Genomic DNA, 22,765 nt, shown 5'->3' with positions numbered 1-22,765 from the left:
CGATTATGCGCCCGCGCGCACGATCGTTGCTCAGCCGCAGCTGCTCATGCAGGAATCCCGGCGTTCGCCACAGGACATCATCGGCGCGCGCATCGTACAGTCATGCGTCTTCAGTTCGCAGGCATGGCGCAGGTCCGGGTTGTCCACGTCCTTGCAGCGCTTGTCCGGCGCCGGCACCATCCGCTGCTCGCAATTGCTCTGGCGGCTGCCGAGAGAGTCATTCTGCGCCATGCAGCTGCGATAGCCGGCCTGGCACTGCACGCGGCACTGCGCCGATGCAGGGAAATCCGCGCCTTCGTACGACGCTGGGGTGTTGCAGCCGGCCAGCGCCAGCAGCATGCCTACCACGATGAATCGATGCAGGGCCATGGACACGTCCTGTGCGAGGGTGTGCCGACCGTAGCAGAGCAAGGGCTACAGGCGCGTTAATCCCCCCCCCGGATACAACAACGGCGCCACACGGGCGCCGTTGTCTGGACCGAAGCGTGCGGGGAGTTACTCCACCACCACCGGAATCTTGCCGATGCGGGCCTGCCATTCGCGCGGGCCGGTCTTGTGCACCGATTCACCGGTGGAGTCGACTGCCACGGTCACCGGCATGTCCTGCACGGTGAACTCGTAGATCGCCTCCATGCCCAGGTCAGCGAAACCAACCACCTTGGCGGCCTTGATCGCCTTGGACACCAGGTAGGCCGAGCCACCGACGGCCATCAGGTAGGCCGACTTGTGCTTCTTGATCGCCTCGATCGCGGCCGGGCCGCGCTCGGCCTTGCCGACCATGCCCAGCAGGCCGGTCTGTGCCAGCACCTGCTCGGTGAACTTGTCCATGCGGGTGGCGGTGGTCGGGCCGGCCGGGCCCACCACTTCGTCGCGCACCGGATCGACCGGGCCGACGTAGTAGATGAAGCGGCCCTTCAGATCGACCGGCAGTTGCTCGCCCTTGTTGAGCATGTCGACCATGCGCTTGTGCGCGGCATCGCGGCCGGTCAGCAACTTGCCGTTGAGCAGCAGGGTCTGGCCCGGCTTCCAGCTGGCCACGTCTTCCGGCGTGATCGTGTCCAGGTCCACGCGGGTGCCCTTGGACGCGTCGTAGGTCAGCTTCGGCCAGTCTTCCAGCGACGGCGGGTCCAGCATCACCGGGCCGCTGCCATCGAGGGTGAAGTGCGCATGGCGGGTGGCCGCGCAGTTCGGGATCATCGCCACCGGCAGGTTGGCCGCGTGGGTCGGGTAGTCGTTGATCTTGATGTCGAGCACGGTGGTCAGGCCACCCAGGCCCTGCGCACCGATGCCCAGCGCGTTGACCTTCTCGTACAGCTCCAGGCGCAGCTCTTCGATGCGGTTGGACGCACCACGGGCCTGCAGCTCGGTGATGTCGATCGGCTCCATCAGCGCTTCCTTGGCCAGCAGCATCGCCTTCTCGGCGGTGCCACCGATGCCGATGCCGAGCATGCCCGGCGGGCACCAGCCGGCGCCCATGGTCGGCACGGTCTTCAGCACCCAGTCGACGATCGAGTCGGACGGGTTGAGCATGGCGAACTTGGTCTTCGCTTCCGAACCACCGCCCTTGGCGGCGACGATCACGTCGACCTTGTTGCCCGGCACCACCTTGACGTTGACCACGCCCGGGGTGTTGTCCTTGGTATTGATGCGCTTGCCGGCCGGATCAGCCAGCACCGAAGCGCGCAGCTTGTTGTCGGGGTGCATGTAGGCACGGCGCACGCCTTCATTGGCCATGTCTTCCACGCCCATGGTGGCGTCGTCCCAGCGCACGTCCATGCCGATTTCCAGGAACACGGTGACGATGCCGGTGTCCTGGCAGATCGGACGGTGGCCTTCGGCGCACATCCGCGAATTGATCAGGATCTGGGCCATCGCTTCCTTCGCGGCCGGCGACTCCTCGCGCTCGTAAGCGGCGGCGAGGTTCTTGATGTAGTCGACCGGGTGGTAGTACGAGATGTACTGCAGCGCGTCGGCGATGGACTGGATGAGGTCTTCCTGCTTGATCGATGTCACGTCTTGCTCGCTTGCTCGAGGCTGGCGGGGGTAATCCGCCCATTTTACCCCCTCCCCCCGGCCCCGGGGTGGTAGTGCCGGCCGCTGGCCGGCAAGATTCCCCCGACGCTCTGTCACGCCACGCGCCACTGCGGCGTCCCTGCCCACATGAACGCCGAAACCGCTTTCCAGACCCACCGCCCGCGCCTGATGGCCCTGGCCTACCGCCTGCTTGGCAGCCGCGCCGACGCCGAAGACGTGGTCCAGGATGCCTGGCTGCGCTGGTCCGGCGCCGACCCGGCGGCCATCCGCGACCCCGAAGCCTGGCTGGTCACCACCACCACCCGGCTCGGCCTGGACCGGCTGCGCGCGGCCAAGCGCGAGCGCGTGCACTACGTCGGCCCATGGCTGGCCGAGCCGCTGGCGGTCACCCTGGAGCCCGACCCGGCGCCCGGCCCGGCCCAGCTGCATGCCCTGGCCGACGACGTTTCGGTCGCCTTCCTGACCCTGCTTGAACAGCTCGGCCCCGAGGAACGCGCCGCTTTCCTGCTGAAGGAGGCCTTCGACCACGACTACCGCGAGATCGCCGAGCTGATCGGCCACAGCGAGGCCAACTGCCGGCAGCTGGTGCACCGTGCCCGGCAGCGCCTGCAGGCCGGACGGCCGCGCTTCAACGCCGATGCCAGCCAGCACCGGCAGCTGCTGGCGCGCTTCATGGATGCCTCGCAGCGCGGCGACAGCGAGGCGATCCAGGCCCTGCTGCACACCAACGCGTTGCTGGTGTCCGACGGCGGCGGCGTGGTCACCGCAGCGGTGCGCCCGCTGCTGGGCGCCGAGCGCATCGGTCGCCTGTTCTGGGCCATTGCCCGCCGCGGCGCGGTGCATCCGGCGCAGCTGGGCTACGTCAACGGCGAGCCGGCGATCCTGCGCTTTGTGGGTGATCGCTTGCACTCGGTCACCACCATCGAGGTGGTCGATGGCCGCATCGCCAACGTGTACAGCGTGTTGAATCCGGAAAAGTTGCCGAAGGTTGTCACGCGCGGCGACGCTGCGGCGTCCTGGTAGTGAAAGGCGGCCATCGTGGCCGCCGTGGAGCCCCCGATGTCCAATCACACTTCTCCCCGCGTCCCCTACACCCGCCTGGCCGCCGAGGCCTTCAAGGGCCTGCTGGCCACCAGCCAGGCGGTGCATGACAGCTCGATCGATCCGACCCTGATGGAACTGGTGTTCCTGCGCGTGTCGCAGCTCAACGGCTGCGGCTACTGCATGGACATGCACGGCACGGCGCTGCGCAAGGGCGGCATCGAGCCGCGCAAGCTGGACACACTGCCGGCATGGCACGAGAGCCGCTTCTTCGACGAACGCGAGCGCGCGGCGCTGGGCTGGGCCGAGGCACTGACCCGGCTGACCGACGGCGCGCCGTCGCAGGCGGCGTTCGATGCATTGGCGCCGCACTTCGATGAGAAGGGCATCAGTGACCTGAGCATGGGCATCGCGGTGATCAATGCCTGGAACCGCCTCGGTGCGGGGTTGCTGCCGCCGCTGCCGGCCTGACCCACCCCGCCTTCGACAGTTCATCGGTGCTGCTGGTAGGTGTCGACCTTGGTCGACACGGTAGATCCACGCCATGCGTGGATGCGGGAGAGTCGGATCCCTTCGCTTCGCGAAGGGCCCTGACCCGCTGTGGGTCGCTGGGGTCAGAGCCCTTTGCCGCGCAAAGGGATCTGACCCCGGTGCCGGCCACACGCCTGCACTGACCCCCTCTGCACGTATCAGGCGCGCACAATACGCGCATGCCTGCTACCCCCACCGCTGGCGCTGCCGCCGCGAAGAAACCCAGCCTGCGCCAGCGCTTCAGGGCGATGCGCAACCTGCCGCCGTTCCTGCGCATGGTCTGGAAGACCAGTCCCGCGCTCACCCTGGCCAGCCTCGGGCTGCGCCTGATCCGCGCGCTGCTGCCGGTGGCGATGCTGTACGTCGGCAAGCTGATCATCGACAGCGCCCTGCACCTGAGCCAGCACGACGCGGGCTTCCCGCCGCTGGGCGAAGCGCTGTCCAGCGGCGTGCTGAATCCGCTGCTGGGCCTGCTGGCGCTGGAATTCGGCCTGGCCATCGCCTCGGACCTGCTCGGCCGGCTGGTCAGCTACGCCGATGCCCTGCTCTCCGAGCTGTTCGCCAACGTCACCAGCATCCGGCTGATGGAACACGCGGCGACGCTGGATCTGGAGGACTTCGAGGGCCCGGACCTGCAGGACAAGCTGGACCGTGCGCGGCGCCAGACCATGGGCCGGATGAACCTGATGAGCCAGCTGTTCGGCCAGGTCCAGGACGCGATCACCGTGGCCAGCCTCGCCGTTGGCCTGCTGGTCTACGCACCGTGGCTGATCCTGCTGCTGGTGCTGGCACTGGTGCCGGCCTTCATCGGTGAATCGCACTTCAATGCGGCCGGTTACAGCCTCAACTTCCAGTGGACGCCCGAGCGCCGCCAGCTCGACTACCTGCGCCAGCTCGGTGCCAGCGTGGAAACGGCCAAGGAAGTGAAGATCTACAACCTGCACCGCTTCCTGGTGGAACGCTACCGGCGGCTGTCGGTGGCGCTGTTCCAGGCCAACCGTGCACTGGCCCGGCGCCGCGCGTTCTGGGGCACGCTGCTGGCTGCGCTGGGCACGCTGGGGTATTACACCGCCTACGCCTACATTGCCTGGCGCACGGTGCGCGGCGACTTTTCGATCGGCGACCTGACCTTCCTTGCCGGCAGCTTCCTGCGCCTGCGCCAGCTGCTGGAAGGCCTGCTGATCGGCTTCTCGCAGGTGGCCAGCCAGGCGCTGTACCTGGACGACCTGTTCTCGTTCTTCCAGATCGAGCCGGAAATCCACTCGCGTGAAGGCGCCATACGCGTGCCGCAGCCGATCCGCCAGGGCTTCGTGTTCGAGAACGTCGGCTTCCGCTATCCCGATGCCGAACAGTGGGCGGTGCGCCACCTCGATTTCCAGCTGCAGGCCGGCGAAGTGCTGGCCCTGGTCGGCGAGAACGGCGCGGGCAAGACCACGCTGGTGAAACTGCTGGCACGGCTGTACGAGCCGGACGAAGGCCGCATCCTGCTCGACGGCCGCGACCTGCGCGACTACGACCTGGACGACCTGCGCGCCAACCTCGGGGTGATCTTCCAGGACTTCGTGCGCTACAACCTCAGCGCCGGCGAGAACATCGGCGTCGGCCAGGTCGAGGCGATGGACGACCAGGCAAGAATCGCCGATGCCGCGCGACGAGGCATGGCCGAGGAAGTGATCGACGACCTGCCCGGCGGCTACGACCAGCTGATCGGGCGCCGCTTCAAGCAGGGCGTGGACCTGTCCGGTGGCCAGTGGCAGAAGATCGCCATTGCCCGCGCGTGGATGCGCAATGCGCAGGTGATGATCCTGGATGAGCCAACGGCAGCGCTGGACGCGCGCAGTGAGTTCGAAGTGTTCCAGCGGTTCAGGGAGCTGGCGGATAATCGTACGGCAGTGCTGATTTCCCACCGTTTCTCTTCGGTACGCATGGCCGATCGCATCCTGGTGCTGGCCGATGGCCGCATCGAGGCCAGCGGCACCCATGCGCAGCTGATGGCCCAGGGAGGACGGTACGCCGAGCTGTTCGAGCTGCAGGCGGCGGGTTACCGCTGAGAACGCCTCTCGTTCCGCCCAATGAGAACCCATCTCATTTGAGATAGAATCAACCCCGACGACTTTCGATAGATACGCCCATGTCCTCCGCTTTCGGCGCCGAAACGGTGCTTGAGGTCCGTCACTGGACCGATGCCTACTTCAGTTTCACCACTACCCGCGACAGCGGCTTCCGCTTCGAGAACGGCCAGTTCGTGATGATCGGCCTGGAAACCGAGGCACGGCCGCTGCTGCGCGCCTATTCCATCGCCAGCGCCAACTGGGAAGAGCACCTGGAGTTCTTCAGCATCAAGGTGCAGGACGGCCCGCTGACCTCGCGCCTGCAGCACATCAAGCCGGGCGACAAGGTGCTGGTCGGCAAGAAGCCCACCGGCACCCTGCTGATCAGCGACCTGCACCCGGGCAGGAACCTGTACCTGCTGGGCACGGGCACCGGCATGGCGCCGTGGCTGTCGGTCATCAAGGACCCGGAGACCTACGAGCGCTTCGAGAAGGTGATCCTCTGCCACGGCGTGCGCTACGAGAAGGATCTGGCCTACCGCGATTACTTCGAGAAGGAACTGCGTGAGCACGAGTTCCTGGGCGAGATGATCGGCGACAAGCTGCTGTACTACCCGGCCGTCACCCGCGAGCCGTTCGCCAACCAGGGCCGCCTGACCCAGCTGATGGAAAGCGGCCAGATGCAGCGCACCCTCGGCCTGCCGGAGCTGAGCCCGGAAAACGACCGCGCGATGATCTGCGGCAGCCCGCAGATGCTGGCTGATCTGCGCAGCGTGCTCGATGCCCGCGGCTTCCAGGTCTCGCCGCGCATCGGCCAGCCGGGTCACTACGTGTTCGAGCGCGCGTTCGTCGAGAAATGATCTGCAACGGCAGCCGGCCGCCGGCCGGCTCTCCGTGCGCTCCGGGATTGCCGGCCAGCGGCCGGCACTCCCCCCTTCACAGCAGCGCTTCGATCGCGCTGCGCAGCTGTTCCGGCCTGGTGGTTGGCGCAAAGCGCGCAGCCACCCGCCCTTGGCGATCGACCAGGAACTTGCTGAAATTCCACTTGATGCGGGCGCTACCCAGCAGGCCGCGCTTCTCGCGTGACAGCCATACCCACAACGGATCAGCCCCCTCGCCGTTGACCTCGATCTTCTCCGAAAGCGGGAAGCTGACCGGATAATCCAGCGAACAGAACTGGCGGATCTGCGCGGCGTCCCCCGGCTCCTGCGCGCCGAACTGGTTGCATGGGAAGCCGATCACCACCAGGCCACGCTCGCGATACTCCTGCCACAGCTGTTCCAGCCCGGTGTACTGCGGGGTGAAGCCACAGCGGCTGGCGACATTGACCAGCAACAGCGGGTGACCCCGGTACCCGGCGAGGGCCTGTGGCTGGCCGTCGAGGTCGCGGAAGCTGAAATCGTAGGCAGTGGTCATGGCGGTGAACCGTGGGCGGTGAATGCATGGTACCCGCGCCCGGCCGCGGCAACATGCCTTTTGACACAAGTGCGGGCGCCGCCGGCCGGGTTACCCTCGGGCCCTTGTTTGCCTTACCGGAGTTCCTGCCTTGACCACCCGCCTTGCCCTTGCCGTGGCCATGTCCCTCGGCCTTGCCCTGCCCGCCTTCTCGGCCGGCGCCGCCACCCCGGCCGCCAGCAGCACCGCCCAGCAGGCCAATCCGTTCTTCGCCGAAAGCCCGCTGCCGCTGCACTTCCCGCAGTTCGACAAGATCAAGGACAGCGACTTCGCCCCGGCCTTCGACGCCGGCATGGCGCAGCAGCTGAAGGAAGTGGAGGCCATCGCCAACAACAAGGCCAAGCCGACCTTCGACAACACCATCATCGCCCTGGAAAAGAGCGGTGACATCCTCGACCGCGCGACCACCGTGTTCTTCAGCCTGGTCGGTGCCGACACCAACGACACCCGCAAGAAGCTGCAGGCCGACTACTCGGCGAAGTTCGCCGCGCACAGCGATGCGATCGCGCTGAACGGCAAGCTGTTCGCCCGCATCCAGGCGCTGTACGACACCCGCAGCCAGCTGGGCCTGGACGCCGAAGGCGTGCGCCTGGTCGAGAAGTACTACGACAACTACGTGCGCGCAGGCGCCAAGCTGTCCGACGCCGACAAGGCCAAGCTGAAGGAGATGAACGCCGAGCTGGCCAACCTGGGTACCAAGTTCAGCCAGAACGTGCAGTCGGAGGTGAACGCTTCGGCGATCACCGTCGACGACGTCAAGCAACTGGACGGCCTGTCCAAGGAGCAGATCGCCGCCGCCGCCGAAGCCGCCAAGGCCCGCGGCCAGGACGGCAAGTACGTGATCACCCTGCTCAACACCACCGGCCAGCCGCCGCTGACCAACCTGGCCAACCGCGCCCTGCGCCAGAAGATCTACGAAGCATCGGTGAGCCGCGGCAGCCGCGGCGGTGAGTTCGACAACACCGCGCTGGTCTCGCGCATCATGCAGCTGCGCGCCGACAAGGCCAAGCTGATGGGCTTCCCGAACTTCGCCGCCTACAACCTGACCAACCAGACCGCCAAGACCCCCGAAGCGGTCAACGCGATGCTGGGCAAGCTGGCCCCGGCCGCGGTGGCCAACGCCAAGCGTGAAGCCGCCGACCTGCAGGCGATGATCGACCAGGAACAGAAGGCCGCTGGCAAGCCGACGTTCAAGCTGGAACCGTGGGACTGGGCCTTCTACAGCGAGAAGGTGCGCCAGGCCAAGTACAACTTCGACGAGTCGCAGCTGAAGCCGTACTTCGAAATGAAGAACGTGCTGGAGAACGGCGTGTTCTACGCCGCGGGCCAGGAATTCGGCCTGACCTTCAAGCAGCGCACCGACCTGCCGGTCTACCACGATGACGTCACCGCCTACGACGTGTTCGACGCCGACGGCAGCCAGCTGGCGATCTTCATCTTCGACCCGTATGCACGCGCCTCCAAGCGCGGTGGCGCGTGGATGAACTCCTACGTCTCGCAGTCCAAGCTGACCGGCTTCAAGCCGGTGGTCGCCAATCACCTGAACATTCCGAAGCCGCCGGCCGGCCAGCCGACCCTGCTGACCTGGGACGAGGTGAACACCACGTTCCACGAGTTCGGCCACGCCCTGCACGGCATGTTCTCCAACGTGAAGTACCCGTACTTCTCGGGCACCTCGGTGCCGCGTGACTTCGTCGAGTTCCCCTCGCAGGTCAACGAGATGTGGGCCGACAACCCGGTCATCCTGAAGAACTACGCCAAGCACTACCAGAATGGTTCGGCGATGCCGCAGGCACTGCTGGACAAGGTGCTGGCGGCAGCCAAGTTCAACCAGGGCTTCGCTACCACCGAGTACCTGGGTGCGGCCATGCTGGACCAGCGCTGGCACCAGATCGGCGCCGACCAGGTGCCGGCCGCCAAGGACGTGATGGCCTTCGAGCGCGCCGCGCTGGAGAAGGACGGCATCTACTACGCGCCGGTGCCGCCGCGCTACAAGACCCCGTACTTCAGCCACATCATGGGCGGCTACTCGGCCGGTTACTACGCCTACATCTGGTCGGAAGTGCTCGACGCCAACACCCAGAAGTGGTTCAAGGACAACGGCGGCCTGAGCCGCAAGAACGGCGACCACTTCCGCGCCACCCTGCTGTCCAAGGGCGGCAGCGTCGACGCGATGCAGCTGTTCCGCGATTTCGCCGGCCACGAGCCGCAGATCGAACCGCTGCTGGAAAAGCGTGGCCTGACCGGCGCCGGCAACTGATCGCCCGCGCAGTAGCCTGAAACGAAAAACCGCCCGGGAAACCGGGCGGTTTTTTTGTTGGGACATCCACGCATGGCGTGGATCTACTGGTGGGTGCCGACCGTTGGTCGGCACGATCCATTCGCGCCACGAACCCCGGCATCATCGATCCACACATGACGCACTCCAGTAGATCCGCGCCATGCGTGGATGCGCTTCCAGATCAGCGCCGAAACAGTCGCTCCCACCACCGTCGTTTCGGCGCACCGGGCGCGGCAGCGGCAGTCGATGCGATATCCGGGTGCGCTGCCACGAACTCCGCCAGCTGGGCCGCCGCGGCTTCCGCATAAAGGATCGCGCCATCCGGCGCGCAGTTCAGCAGATTGCTCAAGCTGGTCGATGCATTGAGATCCATCGGGTTCGGCTCGACCACCTCGCTGGCCTCCAGCAATCCGCATCCGCTGGCGATCGCTTCATCGACAACACGCCAGAAAACGACCAGGCGTCCATCGGAGAACAGCTCCTCCAGGCGCGCAGCAAGTGCGCTGTCCACTGCATAATCAGCGCGTAATTGCTTCAGCCGGGCATGCGTGATGAACACGCCACCACCATAGTTTTCACGTAGATGGTTGCCGGCGGCAGCATCCGCCCACTGCAACGGCACCAGTTGCCGCCAGTCCGCGAAATACCGGGCGACCACCGGATCGTCGATGAAAAACGAAAGGGCGCTCCCGCGGAGATAGTGATACCGCCGAAGGTGGCCGGCCACGATCGCCAGGTACAAAGCGTGCCCCTTCTCGAAAGGCACGTCGGCGCTGATCGAGCGAGCCTCGTCGATGCGTTCCTGCAACTGCTCCATGTAGAACGGCTCGATCCGGAACCGCTGTTGCAGCGCCTCGACCAGCGTCACGTCCTCCAGAGCACGGAAATAGATGTCACGGATCTCCGAATCCGCGACTGGATGGTAGGTGATGTCCCAACCCATGCTGCAACGCCTTCAGGAATGCGGTAACCCCGCCGACCCAACAGCGTAGCGTCGACGACGCCCACGCGCGGAGCTGACCGTGCAACACACGGATTTGGCGTCAGTAAGTATCGCATCCGGCCTGATCTACCCCTGCGCACCCTCAGCGTGGCGCCACGTACCCACCCGGTACGCCTTCCGGCGACAGCACCAGCTGCCACAGCTGCGCGTGCCGGCAGCGGAAGGTGGCCATCGATCCGGCCAGGTAGAACCGCCACATGCGGCGGAAATGCTCGTCGTAGCGCGCGTCCAGCTGCGGCCACGCCGCTTCCACGTTGCGTCGCCAAGCCTGCAGGGTGAGGTCGTAGTCGGTGCCGAAGTTGTGCCAGTCCTCCAGCACGAAGCGCCCTTCGAACGCCTTGCTGATCTGCACCGCCGACGGCAGCATTGAATTGGGGAAGATGTAGCGCGCGATCCACGGATCGGTGCGATGCCGCGAGATGTTGGTGCCGATGGTGTGCAGCAGCAGCAACCCGCGCGAAGACAGGCAGCGCCTGGCCACCTCGAAGAAACTGGCGTAGTTCTTGTCGCCGACATGCTCGAACATGCCGATCGAGAAGATCGCATCGAACGGCTCATCCAGTTCGCGATAGTCCTGCAGGCGGATCTCGATCGGCAGGCCGGCGCACAGTTCGCGTGCGAACCCGGCCTGTTCCTGCGAAATGGTCACGCCGACGCCGGTGACGCCGTAGCGCTCTGCTGCGAACTTCAGGGCTTCACCCCAGCCACAGCCGATGTCCAGCACACGCTGCCCGGGGCGCAGCCCCAGCTTGCGGCAGACCAGGTCCAGCTTGGCCTCCTGCGCGGCATCGAGATCACCGGCATTGCGCCAGTAGCCGCAGCTGTACACCAGGCGTTGGCCGAGCATGGCCTGGTAGAGGTCGTTGCCAAGATCGTAGTGGCGGCGGCCCACTTCGTAGCTGCCCTGCCCGACCTGCAGGTTGAACAGGCGCGCCTTCAGCGCATCGGCCACTTCGCGCCAACCGTGCACCCGTTCATCCAGGTGTGCCTGCATCAGGTGGACGAGGAATTCATCGAGGACGTTGGCATCCCACCAACCGTCCATGTAGCTCTCGCCGAGGCCAAGCGAGCCGTGCGCCATGACCCGCGCGAAAAAGCGCGGGTCATGCACCTGGATGTCCTGTGGCTGGGTGCCGCCGATGCGGACCCCGGCTTCCTGCAGCAGGCCGGCGACCCGCTCCTGCAACCCTGTATCCACGCCACCTCCTCGACTGCGGTCAACCGCGTGCGAACAGCTCCACGTAGTCCTTGGCCACGTGCGGCAACAGCACCGCCGCCGGTACGTCGGCGGTCTGGGTGCCGTCCGAGTATGGACCCACCTGGTACGGCGGGAAAACAAAGCGCAGCGCGGTGATCTGCCCCTTGTCGTTGGTCAGCGGCTGGAACTGGCTGAAATTGTCGGCCTGGGGGCCGGTACCGTCGGCGATCATGCGCGATGCGTTACGCAGCGATTCCTGCAGCTGGGCCGGGTCCATGTCCTCGCCACTGAGGCGGGTGGCCACGCGTTCGCGCAGCTGGTCGGCGACGAAATCACTGATCGCCTTCCAGCCCTTGGCATCGGCCACCAGCTTGTCGGCACTGAGCATCTGCTGCTGCGCCGGCAGCCACACGAAACGCGCCACCAGCGGCTCGCCGTGGGCGCCACCGGTATAGCGGCTGCCATCGGCACTGACCACCACCAGCTGCGGCGTTTCCAGCAGCTTCTCGAAGCTCAGCGACAGTTCGTAGGGCATGGTCGGCTTGTCATTGCCGAGCCCGTCCAGTGCCTGCTGCAGGTCGCTGCGTGCGCTGGTTGCGTAGTTCTGCAGCGCGCGCGCCAGGCCCGGGTAGCGATCGATGCCGGCCGGGTAGCTGATGCCCACCACTTCGCGCTCGTTGTTCTCGATCACGTCGCGCAGGTCCAGCGGCGCTTCCGTGGCCGGCGTTTCACCTGCGGCAGTGGCCTCGGCGGCGGGGGCCGCGTCGGTCGCCGGTGCCGGCTCGCTTTCACGCTGGCAACCGGCCAGCAACAGCACGCCCACCACGCCGGCCAGCACGCTGCCGTGCAATGGCCGGTTGTTTCCAATCTTCATCGGGATCCCCTGTTCATGTTTGTACATCATCGCCTGCCATGGCTGAAGCGTGGCCCGCTGGCATTCAGCCAGCGAGCAGGTCGTGGTACTCCTCGTGCCGCTGCAGGAAGGCTTCGGCGTAGGAACATGCCGGCACCACCTTGTACTTCTGCTCGCGGGCAAAGCGCAGTGCCACGCGGGTCAGCTCACCTGCGATGCCACGGCCGGCAATCGGCTCGGGTACCTCGGTGTGGGTGATGACCATGCGCCTGCGTTTGATCTGGTAATCGAGCACCGCCAGCTGTCCCCGCACACGGGCGGTGAAGCGATGGTTGGCCAGGTCGTGTTCGACCTCGTAGGCCAGACCGGGGGGCGTGACCGAAGCCATGGAACTGTCTCCTGCGGCGACTGCGTGGATGGTGCGCAGCCGGGCGCCATGATCGCGTGAAGCCTGAACAGGGGCAAGTCCAATCCATTCACGTCAGTTTTCGACCCTCAAGCTGGAGCGAGGACGGCCGCTATCGCCTGTGGAGGGGTACGGCCATGCTGGCACGGCCCTTGCGACCGTTGATCATGCGCACCACCGCGGAGGCTCCGATGCACCCCAGCGATTCCCATTCCGACACCGACCGCGCCCTGCTGGAGGGCCTGCTGCAGCTGGCGGTGGAAGGGCAGACCGAAGATCAGGATTTCCAGCGCATCGGCGAAGAGGTATTCGCCCGCCTGCTGGACACCTACGGTCAGCAGACCCGCGCCTGACCAGGAGCGGGTCCCTGCCCCCGGGGTCGGATCCAGTGGATCCGACCCCAGCCCCTCAACCGCCGCCGAGACGGAAGGTCGGGTTGGAAAGCTCGCGCAGGAAGTGGGTGAAGATGCTCGGCTGCATGGCCAGCATGAAGATCACACCGAACGCCGCGCCCGCCAGGTGGGCGCTGTGGTTGATGCGATCACCACCGCGCTTGTCCATCCAGATGCTGTAGCCCACGTAGAACGCGGCATAGACAATGGCCGGTGCCGGGATGAAGAACACCAGGATGATCGACCACGGCTTGATCAGGATGAAGGCGAACAACACCGCCGACACCGCTCCGGACGCGCCCAGGCTGAGGTAGTTCGGGTTCTTCTGGTTCTTCAGGTAGCTGGGCAGGATCGAGACCAGCAGCGCACCGATGTAGAACGCCGGGTAGGTCAGGTAGCTGCCGGTCAGCTGCACCATCACGCTCTCGATGAATCCCCCGAAGAAGAACAGGGTGATCATGTTGAAGATCAGGTGCGACCAGTCGGCGTGGATGAAGCCATAGGTCACCAGCCGGTCGTACTGGCGGTGACGGTCGATGGCCGGCGGCCACAGGATCAGGCGGTCGGCCAGCTTGCGGTTGTTGAACGCCATCCACGACAGGAGGGCGGTGATGGCGATCAACAGCAGATTGACGGGGGTCATGTCAGGCTCAGGCGCTACGGTAGTTGTCGACCATACGATAGCGTTTCGCGTACCAACCGAAGGCCAACGCCGCGACGAAGGCGAAACCGGCGAAGAAGAACATCAGGAATGCCGCCTCGCTCAGGCCCGTACTGGCGATCTTGTGGGTCACCGCATCGTTGCGCACAGCAGCGTTGGACAGCAGCACCCACAGGTTGCCGATGGTGGTGGTCAGGTTCCAGAAGCTCATCACCACGCCCTTCATCGCCTGCGGCGCCTGGCTGTAGGCGAACTCCAGGCCGGTGGCCGAGACCAGCACCTCACCGAAGGTCAGCAGCGCATACGGCAGCATCTGCCAGAAGATCGACATGGCATTGCCACCGTCCATCACCACCTGGATGCCGCCGACCACGATCCAGGCCAGGCCGCTGAAGGCGATGCCGGCGGTCATGCGGCGCAGCGCGGTCGGCTCGAAGCCGAAGCGGCGCAGGGCCGGGTACAGCACCAGGTTGTTGAACGGAATCAGGATCATCACCAGCAGCGGGTTCAGCGCCTGCATCTGCGAGGCGGTGAACCAGCTCGGCATCTGCATCTGCTGGCCCTGCAGGACCCAGGTCGAGGCCTTCTGGTCGAACAGCGAGAAGAACGGCGTGGTCAGCGCGAAGATCACCAGCACGCGCAGCACCGAGCGCACGCCTTCAACCGCTTCGGCCGGATGCTGGCCACGGGCGCGATCGAGCTGCAGCCAGGTGCCACCGCCGATGCCCGCCAGGATCGACACCAGCGCCAGGCACAGGCAGATGACGATGCCCAGCGAGCCGACCAGGCCGAACGAGGCCGCTGCCAGCACCAGGCCGAGCACGGCGATCACCAGGCCCGGACGGCCCTGGCCGGCCACGCGCGTGGTCAGCGCGGTACGCACCACGTTGGCGAACGAATGCGGGTCCTTCGGCGGCAGCGGTACCAGCACGTAGCGCTTGCGACCCAGCCAGAACACGAAAGTGGCGATGAACATCAGGATGCCCGGGATGCCGAACGCCCACTGCGGGCCCCAGTTCTTCAGCACCAGCGGGATCAGCAGCGAGGCGAACAGCGAGCCGAAGTTGATGATCCAGTAGAAGGCGTCGAAAACGATCTTGGCCAGGTGCTTGTTGCTCTGGTCGAACTGGTCGCCCATGAACGAGGCCACCAGCGGCTTGATGCCACCGGCACCCAGCGCGATCAGGCCCAGGCCGAGGAAGAAGCCCTCGCGGCTGTTCTCGAACAGCGCCAGGCACAGATGGCCGGCACAGTAGACCAGGCTGAACCAGAGAATGGTGTGGTACTTGCCGAAGAACCTGTCGGCCAGCCAGCCTCCGAGCAGCGGGAAGAAATACACGCCGATCATGAAGCTGTGCATGATGTCCTTGGCTTCACCGGCACGGCCTTCCGCAGTGATTTCCTGCAGCAGCAGCGAGGTGATCAGGAACTGCACCAGGATGTTGCGCATCCCGTAGAAACTGAACCGCTCGCAGGCCTCATTGCCGATGATGTACGGGATCTGGCGCGGCATCTTTCCCTGGCCGGCGATGGGGGCAACTGCGTCGTGGCTCATCCTGTAAGGCAATCCTGCAAAGCGAAAGGCGCAAGGTTACCGGAAGCGGGGCTTGCGAAGCACGCTGCAGGGCTGCATGACAACGGTGCCAATCCGTGGCAGGCAACGTCACTACATGCCGGAAGTCACGGCACCTGCACGACAAAAGCGTAAACTTATCGTTATGCGCCCCCTCGCCCACGCCCGTCTCCTGCTCAGCTGTCTCGTGCTGCTGCTGGCGTTGCAGGCACAGGCGCGGCCGCAGGCACCGGCCGCCGCCAGCGGTGAGGCCGAGCCCCGGCAGCTGACCGTGGCCGCGCTGGAATTGCCCAGCCGCGATGATGCGCAGTGGAAGCAGCGCCGCGAACAGGTGGCGCACCTGCTCACCGAGCTGCAGCCGGACGTGATCTCCGTACAGCATGTGCTGCAGCAGCAGGGCCGCAATCCGGCCTGCTGGCTGGCCAGCCGGCTGCGCTACAGCTGCGACTTCGTTACCGCCGATCCGCCCAGCCAGCCGCTGCGGCACGGCAACGCGATGCTGACCCGGCTGCCGGTCAGCGAGGATGGCGTGACCCTGCTGCACCCACCCGGCACCTTCAGCGCCGCCGGCATGATGCGGCTGAAGCTGGGCCAGGCGCTGGTAAACATCTATGTGGCACGGCTGCGCCCGGACCCGGACGAGGCCACTGCCCGCCAGCACCAGACCAGCGACCTGATGACCTGGATCGGCGCCACCGCCGAGGGCATGCCCAGCCTGATCGCCGGTGATTTCTCGGCAACCACCGTCGAGCTCGTGCGCAGTACCCCGGGGTTCCAGCCGGCCCGGCGCAATCCGGGTGGCCGCCCCGAGCCGCCGGCGGCCAGCGGCGGTGGCGCCAGTGGTCATGGCCTGGACGTGCTGTTCCAGGTCAAGCACTTCGGCGGCATCCGCCAGCAGCCGATCCTGCTGCCGGCCGACGGCGACCTGCCGGGCCTGCGTCTGGGCGTAATGGCCACCCTGCGCCTGCAGGGCGATGCGGCCACGGCCGAATAGGTAGTGCCGGCCGCTGGCCGGCATTCCAGGGCTGCCGGCCAGCGGCCGGCACTACCAATGCGGAAAACAAAAAGGCCGGGGTTTCCCCCGGCCTTTTCTGTTCATCCTGTTACCACGATCAGGCAATCGCTTCCTGGTAACGGCGCTCGACTTCGTTCCAGTCGATGACGTTGAAGAACGCGCCGATGTATTCCGGGCGGCGGTTCTGGTACTTCAGGTAGTACGCGTGTTCCCACACGTCCAGGCCGAGGATGGGGGTGTTGCCTTCCATCAGCGGGCTGTCCTGGTTGCCGGTGCTCTCGACCACCACCTTCTTGTCCGGAGTCACGCTCAGCCAGGCCCAGCCGCTGCCGAAACGGGTCAGCGCTGCCTTGGTGAAGGCGTCCTTGAACTTGTCGAAGCCGCCTAGGTCCTTGTCGATGGCCTTGGCCACGTCGCCCACCGGGTTACCGCCCGCGTTCGGTGCCATCACGGTCCAGAACAGCGAGTGGTTGGCATGGCCGCCACCGTTGTTGCGCACCGGACCCTGCAGGTTCTCCGGCAGCGACTTGAGCTTCTTCACCAGTTCTTCGACCGGCAGGTCAGCGTACTCGGTGCCTTCCAGCGCCGCGTTGACGTTGTTGATGTAGGTCTGGTGATGCTTGGTGTGATGGATTTCCATCGTCGCCGCATCGATATGCGGTTCCAGCGCGTCGTAGGCGTAGGACAGCTTGGGCAGGGTATAGGCCATGATGCATCTCCTGATTGCGAGGGCACCCGACGGTGTCGGGCGTTGCGCGGTGAATGATGGGGACAGACCGCCAGATTACCAAGGGGGATGTAAAGGAAATTGCGTCCTGCCGGTGAGCACGACGGCAATTGTTACGCAGCGGTGACGCGGCGCCGTCCTCATGCACCGTGCAGCGCGCAGGCGCTACAGTGCGAGCACCACCCTCGCCCGCTTCCTTGCCCATGCGCAACCCCCGGCTGCTGATCACCGCCATCGCCCTGCTGCTGCTCGGCCTGGTCGTCAACCATTTCATGCAGCGCCCGCCGGCGCCGCAGTTCGCGCCGGACCTGCAGGGTGCGACTGCCGCGCGCGCACCGGCCACGGCCACGCCCGGCAAGGGCAACGGTCTGCCCGCCTTCCTGCCCGCCGAAGCCCTGCAGACGATCGCGCTGATCCAGCGCGGCGGGCCGTTCCCGCACCGCCAGGATGGCAGCACCTTCGGTAACCGCGAACAGCAGCTGCCGCAGCGTCCGCGCGGTTACTACCGCGAATACACCGTGGACACCCCCGGCGCGCGCACCCGTGGCACGCGCCGCATCGTCACCGGCGGCGATCCGCCGGAGGCGTGGTACTACACCGACGACCACTACGAATCGTTCCGCAGCTTCACCGTACCGGCCCAGGGAGCGCAGTGATGAGCCACGATGATTTCGGCCTCGGCCTGCATGACATCAACAATGCCGGCGTCTACGCCATCGACAGCGACGACATCGGCGCACTGGCCGCAGCGATGCGCGATGCCGGCCTGAAGGTGATCCGCATCGACCTGGAAGGCGTCGCCGACAAACGCACCCTGCTCGCCCGGCTGGCGGCGCAGCTGGATTTCCCGGCTGGCTTCGGCGGCAACTGGGATGCACTGTCGGACAACCTTCGTGATCTGCAATGGCTGCCGGCCGACGGTTACGCGCTGTTCCTGGCCGACGTGGATACGTTGCGCGCCTCCACACAGAAGGATTTCGACACGTTGCTGGACGTGATGGACGAAGCCAGCCGCGACTGGGTCGGCCGCGACGTGCCGTTCTGGGTGTTCCTGTCGCAGAGCGCGTAGGGCAATGCCCTGGTAGAGGCCGACCTTGGTCGGCGTTCCTGTGCCAACCAAGGTTGGCACCTACCCAAGCGCGAGCCGGCCAGCGTGTGGCGCGCGCGCCTTGCCTAGCGGCTCCCGTTATCTTCCTGCAGCTCTTTCTTGAACGGAATGTCCGGCGGCGGCCGTGCCACCGCCGGCTGGTCCTGCATGTTCGGATTGGTGAGGCCGCAGCCGCCACCCGCCTGCAGGATCGAGATCACGCAGGAGATCTTCGTACCGGTGCCCGGCAACGGAATCTCCATCGACTTGATGCCCTTGCGCACCCATTCGGCCAGCAGTGATTCCTGCGGCACCCAATACTTGTCGAACGAAGTCGGCGTGTAATCGTACGGCGGTCGCTTCAACCAGGTGCCAGACTGCGCGATGCGCTCCTTGCTCCAGCCATCGTTGGCGCCACCGGGGGCACCACGTTCGGCGTGACCGCCGCCTTCCTGCCCCGGCACGCGCACGCTGCCGTCGGCATTGAACAGGCCATTGCCCTTGCCGGCGGCACTGGCCTGGCTTGCGCCCCTGCTGGCGCCGTCGTGGTTGCGGCTCGACGCGCCCCAGTCGTCGCCCTTGGCAGGCGTAGCCCAGTTGCCCGGGTTGGGAGCCGGACGCGCGCCGGCCTGGGCCGGTGTCGTGCTGGAGGCGGATGGCCGTGGCGTGCTGCTGTTGGCCTGGGTTGCAGTGCTCCTGGCCGCAGGCGCGGGCGTTGCCGCTGGCGCGCTGCCACTGGACGTTGAAGGCGCCGCCGCGGGTGCCGACGCAACTTCGCGCTCGCGCACCTGCAGGTCACGGCCTGCCGGCGCACGCACGGTCGGCTCGCGCCCGGCCACAGCAGCCATCCGTACCTGCGGATCGACCACGGCCTGCACTTCGCGCTCGCGCACCTGCACATCGCGCTGCGGCACACGGACCTGTACATCGGCTGTGCGCAGCGGCTGCGATATCGCCGGTGCATCGACCGTACTGATTTCACGCTCCTGCACCGGGATGTCACGCAGCTGCGGCGTCCGCACCGCGATCTCCGGCGCACGCAGTGCGGCCGGGGCCGGCGGCGCCTGCACCGGCTGCACGCTGCGCTCGCGCACCGTCGGTACCGTGTCGCGCGGCACGATGCTGATCTCCGTGCGCGGCACGCTGACAGGTGGCACCACGAAATCCGTACTGGCCTCGGCTACTTCGGTGGCCTGCACCGGAGACGGCGGCGGTGCCGCGACCGGCGCCGGCTCGGATTCGGCGGGCGGCGGCGGCACGCTGGCCACTGCAGCCGGAGCGGGTGCGGACGCAGCTGCCGACGCGGACGCCGGACGCGGCTCAGGTGCCGTTGCGGCCCCTGCGTTCTGGCCAGCTGCAACCTGGCCCGGCGGTGCAGCGGCCGCCGCTTCCGCACCTGGCTGATCGCCGCCGCCCTCCCGGGTAGCGCGACCGACGAACTCCACCTGCACGCGCTCGCCCTCGGCGCCTTGTTCTTCCGGTGCCGAGGTGCGGATCACTGCCACCCATAGCAGCAGCATGAAGAACAGCAGATGCAGCAGCGCACTGGCCAAGGCCGAGACCCAACGCATCCAGCGCTGGTCGCGCGGCGCAGCATCCCAGTCCTGCCAGAACAGACGGCGCATCGCTTGCCAGGGTGACAACCGGGGCAACTGCCCGGGTGGCCCTGGCAGCGGACGCGGCAGCAGCACCGAGATCAACTCGCTGGCGTGCAGCGGCCGCGGCAACGGACCGAGCGAGCGCAGCCACAGCGCCCAGCCATACGGCAGGCGCGTGGTTTTCTCGAGGACGGCCCTGGGCTGCTGGCGGGCCAGCAGCAGGTCGATGAACTGCTCGGCCCGGGTCAGAGGCACGCGTCAGCGATCAGGCGGCGTTGCCGCGAGGGATATACGGCGCGTGGCCACTGTCGTGGTCGGTCGCGTCGCGCACGGCGGTCACGCCCGGCACGCGGCCCATCAGGGTCTTTTCAATGCCCTGCTTGAGGGTCACGTCGGCCATGCCGCAGCCCTGGCAACCGCCACCGAAGCGCAGCAGCACCACGCCTTCGGCCGAAACTTCCTGCACGGCCACCTTGCCGCCATGCGAGGCCAGCTGCGGATTGATTTCGTTTTCCACCACCCAGTGCACGCGCTCGACCAGCGAAGCGGCATCGCCGGGCGCTTCGCCCTTGATGCGCGGCGCCTTGATGGTCAGCTGCTGGGTACCGGCACTGCCGGCGACGATGTCGATCTCGGCGCCATCGAGCCAACCGACGCTGCCGGCATCAACGTAAAGCGTGAAACCATCGCAGTCCACCGCCCACTCGTCGCCGAGCAGGTCGGTCGGTTCGGCGAACTCCAGCCGGGCGTCGGCGCGCGGGGTGCCGGGATCGACCGCGCTCAAGCGCACACCCATGCCGGGCACGCCCTCGCGTTCGATCAGCTTGCGGAAATGGGTCTGGGCAGTGTCGGAGATCTGGATCATCAGGCTATTCTAGCCAAGTAAGCGTCAGCCGCTCATTCGATTTATACACCGTCCGGCGCATTGTTCAGTCAACACGAGGTGGAGATTCCCATGGCCGACCTGATTCCACTGGCCCAGGCCCGTTGCGTGCCGCGCAAAGGCAGCGACCACAAGCTCGGCGAAGCCCGCCTGGCCGAACTGCTGCCGCAGATTCCCGGCTGGGAGCTGAGCGAGGGCGGACAGGCCCTGACGCGCACCTTCCGCTTCAAGGATTACTACGCCACCATGGCCTTCGTGAACGCGCTGGCCTGGATTGCCCACCGCGAGGACCACCATCCGGACCTGGGCGTGCACTACGACCGCGCCGTGGTGCGCTTTTCCACCCACGACGTGGGCGGCCTGAGCGAGAACGACTTCATCTGCGCTGCGAAGACTTCGGCCCTGACGGAGCAACTGCCATGAACGTACGCTTGCTGAGCCTGTCCCTGATTGCTGCGACCGGCCTGGCCGGTTGTGGCCCGTCGGAACCGCCGGCACCACCGCCGCCGCCGCCGACCGAAGTGGCCGCGGTGAAGACGCCGCCACCGCAGTACCCGCTTGAACTGGCCTGCATGGGCGTAGGCGGCACCAGCACCTTCAAGGTGACCATCGGCACCGACGGCAAGCCAAGCGAGGTCGCCCTGCTGACCGGCGCCGGCAACCCGCAGCTGGACGAACTGGCCAAAACGGCCGTTCAGGGCTGGCAGTTCAAGGCCGCCACCCGCAATGGCGCTGCCGTGCCGGCCACCATCCAGGTGCCGGTCAGCTTCAACCCGCCGCAGCCGAAGCCCGATCAGTGCTTCGCCATCGAAGAACGCCTGCGCCGCGGCGGCTGATCGCGCGCGCCCCGACGAGGCCAGCCGACGCCCGCCTCGCCCTCCCCGCCCCGGGCTCATCCGGGGCGGCTGTCTGTTGACCAGGACCGCGTCGGTACATGCTGCAGATTCCCCCCGAAAATGTCTGGATCGCACTGGCGGTCACCCTCGCGGCCGGTCTGGCCACTGCCATCGGCAGCCTGCTGGTGCTGTTCTCGCGCCGCCCCAATCCGCGCCTGCTGGCGTTCGGCCTGGCCTTCGCCGGCGGCGCGATGGTCTACGTGTCGCTATCGGAGATCCTCAACAAGTCCATCGCATCGTTCGCCCTGGCCTATGGCGAGCGCACCGGCTTCACCTACGGCACCTTGGCCTTCCTGGCCGGCGTGATCGTGATCGTGCTGATCGACCACTTCATTCCCAACCCGCATGACAGCCTGGACAAACAGGACCCTGCGTTCCGCGAAAACAGTCGCGAGTACCTGAAGCGGGTCGCGCTGCTGACCTCGGTGGCGATCACCGCGCACAATTTCCCGGAAGGCCTGGCGACCTTCTTCGCTACGCTGGAAAGCCCGTCGGTGGGCATGCCGCTGGCCTTCGCCATCGCCATCCACAACATTCCCGAGGGCATCGCGATCGCGGTGCCGGTGTACTTCGCCACCCAGAACAAGTTCTATGCGTTCAGCGCCAGCCTGCTGTCGGGACTGGCCGAACCGGTCGGCGCGGCACTTGGCTACTGGCTGCTGTCCGGATCACTGTCGCACGCCACCTTCGGCTGGGTGTTCGGACTGATCGCTGGCGTGATGGTATTCCTGGCGCTGGACGAGCTGCTGCCGGCAGCCAAGCGCTATGCCAAGGGCCACGAGACGGTATATGGCCTGGTGGCCGGCATGGGCACCCTGGCGATCAGCCTGGTGCTGTTCAAGTGGTGAGGGGTTCCCGGCCAACGGGCTGAGCCCCCTCGCGGCTGGCACGTTCCGCAGTATCGAGAGGTCACGGGCGGGGTCGGCTTGCAGGGGACGCCGTGAACCCGTCCATGGGGGCTTGTCCGCGGCATCCATGCCGCAGACACCCCTGCAAGCCGGCCCCGCCCGTGCCCCGTCATTCTTCCGTGCACGCCAGCCGCGCGATGAAAAGATTGAAGAGCGAAGCGCGCGCTGCGCG

General features: G+C 66.5%; 24 protein-coding genes. 12 read left to right on the top strand and 12 right to left on the bottom strand.

Annotation, left to right across the window (positions count from 1 at the left end):
* Positions 1–30: 30 nt before the first annotated feature.
* Together AC5P5X_RS03485 and AC5P5X_RS03480 are read right to left on the bottom strand one after the other, a co-directional pair.
* Complete coding sequence (locus AC5P5X_RS03485) at positions 31–369, bottom strand: hypothetical protein (RefSeq protein ID WP_005410295.1); 339 nt, start codon at positions 367–369, stop codon at positions 31–33.
* A 126-nt stretch (positions 370–495) separates the two neighbouring features.
* Positions 496–2,013 (bottom strand): fumarate hydratase, encoded by a 1,518-nt coding sequence (locus tag AC5P5X_RS03480; RefSeq protein WP_005410296.1) that lies wholly within the window; start codon positions 2,011–2,013, stop codon positions 496–498.
* 147 nt (positions 2,014–2,160) lie between these two features.
* Here AC5P5X_RS03480 and AC5P5X_RS03475 point away from each other — a divergent pair, with 147 nt between their 5' ends.
* The 4 genes from AC5P5X_RS03475 (at position 2,161) to AC5P5X_RS03460 (ending at position 6,517) form a co-directional block, all read left to right on the top strand.
* Positions 2,161–3,057, top strand: a complete 897-nt coding sequence (locus AC5P5X_RS03475) for an RNA polymerase sigma-70 factor (RefSeq protein ID WP_111118356.1) — start codon at positions 2,161–2,163, stop codon at positions 3,055–3,057.
* Between the two features lie 36 nt (positions 3,058–3,093).
* A complete protein-coding gene (locus AC5P5X_RS03470) occupies positions 3,094–3,546 on the top strand; it encodes a carboxymuconolactone decarboxylase family protein (protein WP_005413960.1) in 453 nt (150 codons plus the stop codon).
* A gap of 239 nt (positions 3,547–3,785) precedes the next feature.
* The gene (locus tag AC5P5X_RS03465; protein WP_495215897.1) at positions 3,786–5,657 is read left to right on the top strand and encodes an ABC transporter ATP-binding protein; all 1,872 of its coding nucleotides are present in this window, start codon (positions 3,786–3,788) and stop codon (positions 5,655–5,657) included.
* Positions 5,658–5,737: 80 nt separating this feature from the next.
* Entirely contained in the window at positions 5,738–6,517 is a 780-nt protein-coding gene (locus AC5P5X_RS03460) for a ferredoxin--NADP reductase (protein ID WP_005410300.1), read from the top strand.
* Positions 6,518–6,593: 76 nt separating this feature from the next.
* Here AC5P5X_RS03460 and AC5P5X_RS03455 read toward each other — a convergent pair whose 3' ends face one another.
* Entirely contained in the window at positions 6,594–7,073 is a 480-nt protein-coding gene (locus AC5P5X_RS03455) for a glutathione peroxidase (RefSeq protein WP_065183474.1), read from the bottom strand.
* A 130-nt stretch (positions 7,074–7,203) separates the two neighbouring features.
* Here AC5P5X_RS03455 and AC5P5X_RS03450 point away from each other — a divergent pair, with 130 nt between their 5' ends.
* Entirely contained in the window at positions 7,204–9,372 is a 2,169-nt protein-coding gene (locus AC5P5X_RS03450) for a M3 family metallopeptidase (protein WP_329762585.1), read from the top strand.
* Positions 9,373–9,574: 202 nt separating this feature from the next.
* On the opposite strand, the gene AC5P5X_RS03445 is transcribed toward AC5P5X_RS03450, so the two are convergent.
* The 4 genes from AC5P5X_RS03445 to AC5P5X_RS03430 all read right to left on the bottom strand — a co-directional run bounded on the left by AC5P5X_RS03445 (position 9,575) and on the right by AC5P5X_RS03430 (position 12,835).
* Positions 9,575–10,336 (bottom strand): hypothetical protein, encoded by a 762-nt coding sequence (locus AC5P5X_RS03445; protein WP_012480798.1) that lies wholly within the window; start codon positions 10,334–10,336, stop codon positions 9,575–9,577.
* A gap of 142 nt (positions 10,337–10,478) precedes the next feature.
* Entirely contained in the window at positions 10,479–11,594 is a 1,116-nt protein-coding gene (cfa, locus tag AC5P5X_RS03440; RefSeq protein WP_012480799.1) for a cyclopropane fatty acyl phospholipid synthase, read from the bottom strand.
* 19 nt (positions 11,595–11,613) lie between these two features.
* Complete coding sequence (locus tag AC5P5X_RS03435; protein ID WP_005410304.1) at positions 11,614–12,495, bottom strand: DUF3298 and DUF4163 domain-containing protein; 882 nt, start codon at positions 12,493–12,495, stop codon at positions 11,614–11,616.
* Positions 12,496–12,532: 37 nt separating this feature from the next.
* The gene (locus AC5P5X_RS03430) at positions 12,533–12,835 is read right to left on the bottom strand and encodes a GNAT family N-acetyltransferase (RefSeq protein WP_005410305.1); all 303 of its coding nucleotides are present in this window, start codon (positions 12,833–12,835) and stop codon (positions 12,533–12,535) included.
* Between the two features lie 209 nt (positions 12,836–13,044).
* Between AC5P5X_RS03430 and AC5P5X_RS03425 the strand changes: the two genes are divergently transcribed.
* Positions 13,045–13,206 carry a hypothetical protein gene (locus AC5P5X_RS03425; protein ID WP_005413966.1) on the top strand — a complete coding sequence of 54 codons (162 nt, stop codon included), beginning with the start codon at positions 13,045–13,047 and terminating at the stop codon, positions 13,204–13,206.
* A 55-nt stretch (positions 13,207–13,261) separates the two neighbouring features.
* Here the strand turns inward: AC5P5X_RS03425 and AC5P5X_RS03420 are convergent, their stop codons facing one another.
* Together AC5P5X_RS03420 and AC5P5X_RS03415 are read right to left on the bottom strand one after the other, a co-directional pair.
* Positions 13,262–13,888 carry a rhomboid family intramembrane serine protease gene (locus tag AC5P5X_RS03420; RefSeq protein WP_005410307.1) on the bottom strand — a complete coding sequence of 209 codons (627 nt, stop codon included), beginning with the start codon at positions 13,886–13,888 and terminating at the stop codon, positions 13,262–13,264.
* Between the two features lie 7 nt (positions 13,889–13,895).
* Positions 13,896–15,461, bottom strand: coding sequence for a POT-type proton-dependent oligopeptide transporter (locus AC5P5X_RS03415; protein WP_005413967.1), 1,566 nt, complete (start codon positions 15,459–15,461; stop codon positions 13,896–13,898).
* Positions 15,462–15,624: 163 nt separating this feature from the next.
* Here AC5P5X_RS03415 and AC5P5X_RS03410 point away from each other — a divergent pair, with 163 nt between their 5' ends.
* Positions 15,625–16,473, top strand: coding sequence for an endonuclease/exonuclease/phosphatase family protein (locus tag AC5P5X_RS03410; protein WP_111189657.1), 849 nt, complete (start codon positions 15,625–15,627; stop codon positions 16,471–16,473).
* Positions 16,474–16,591: 118 nt separating this feature from the next.
* Here the strand turns inward: AC5P5X_RS03410 and AC5P5X_RS03405 are convergent, their stop codons facing one another.
* A complete protein-coding gene (locus tag AC5P5X_RS03405) occupies positions 16,592–17,203 on the bottom strand; it encodes a superoxide dismutase (RefSeq protein ID WP_005410310.1) in 612 nt (203 codons plus the stop codon).
* A 221-nt stretch (positions 17,204–17,424) separates the two neighbouring features.
* Here AC5P5X_RS03405 and AC5P5X_RS03400 point away from each other — a divergent pair, with 221 nt between their 5' ends.
* Positions 17,425–17,877: a guanyl-specific ribonuclease gene (locus AC5P5X_RS03400; protein WP_005410311.1), complete on the top strand. Its 453-nt coding sequence runs from the start codon at positions 17,425–17,427 to the stop codon at positions 17,875–17,877.
* Positions 17,877–18,290 (top strand): barstar family protein, encoded by a 414-nt coding sequence (locus AC5P5X_RS03395; protein WP_005410312.1) that lies wholly within the window; start codon positions 17,877–17,879, stop codon positions 18,288–18,290. Before AC5P5X_RS03400 ends, AC5P5X_RS03395 begins: the two co-directional genes overlap by 1 nt.
* Positions 18,291–18,394: 104 nt before the next feature.
* On the opposite strand, the gene AC5P5X_RS03390 is transcribed toward AC5P5X_RS03395, so the two are convergent.
* Positions 18,395–20,161 (bottom strand): hypothetical protein, encoded by a 1,767-nt coding sequence (locus AC5P5X_RS03390; protein ID WP_076739319.1) that lies wholly within the window; start codon positions 20,159–20,161, stop codon positions 18,395–18,397.
* 10 nt (positions 20,162–20,171) lie between these two features.
* Positions 20,172–20,771 carry an NfuA family Fe-S biogenesis protein gene (locus AC5P5X_RS03385; protein ID WP_005410314.1) on the bottom strand — a complete coding sequence of 200 codons (600 nt, stop codon included), beginning with the start codon at positions 20,769–20,771 and terminating at the stop codon, positions 20,172–20,174.
* Between the two features lie 90 nt (positions 20,772–20,861).
* On the opposite strand from AC5P5X_RS03385, the gene AC5P5X_RS03380 reads away from it, so the two are divergent.
* The 3 genes from AC5P5X_RS03380 to zupT all read left to right on the top strand — a co-directional run bounded on the left by AC5P5X_RS03380 (position 20,862) and on the right by zupT (position 22,533).
* The gene (locus AC5P5X_RS03380; protein WP_005410315.1) at positions 20,862–21,212 is read left to right on the top strand and encodes a 4a-hydroxytetrahydrobiopterin dehydratase; all 351 of its coding nucleotides are present in this window, start codon (positions 20,862–20,864) and stop codon (positions 21,210–21,212) included.
* On the top strand, positions 21,209–21,625 hold the full coding sequence (locus AC5P5X_RS03375; RefSeq protein ID WP_005410316.1) for an energy transducer TonB: 417 nt from the start codon (positions 21,209–21,211) through the stop codon (positions 21,623–21,625). The genes AC5P5X_RS03380 and AC5P5X_RS03375 overlap by 4 nt, the downstream gene beginning before the upstream one ends.
* Before the next feature lie 98 nt (positions 21,626–21,723).
* Positions 21,724–22,533 (top strand): zinc transporter ZupT, encoded by an 810-nt coding sequence (zupT, locus tag AC5P5X_RS03370; RefSeq protein ID WP_012480802.1) that lies wholly within the window; start codon positions 21,724–21,726, stop codon positions 22,531–22,533.
* The last annotated feature ends 232 nt before the right edge of the window (positions 22,534–22,765 follow it).

Source organism: Stenotrophomonas sp. YJH_SMC_91, assembly GCF_059368495.1.
Note: the sequence above shows the minus strand (reverse complement) of the source record. Positions and strands in the feature narration are given on the sequence as shown.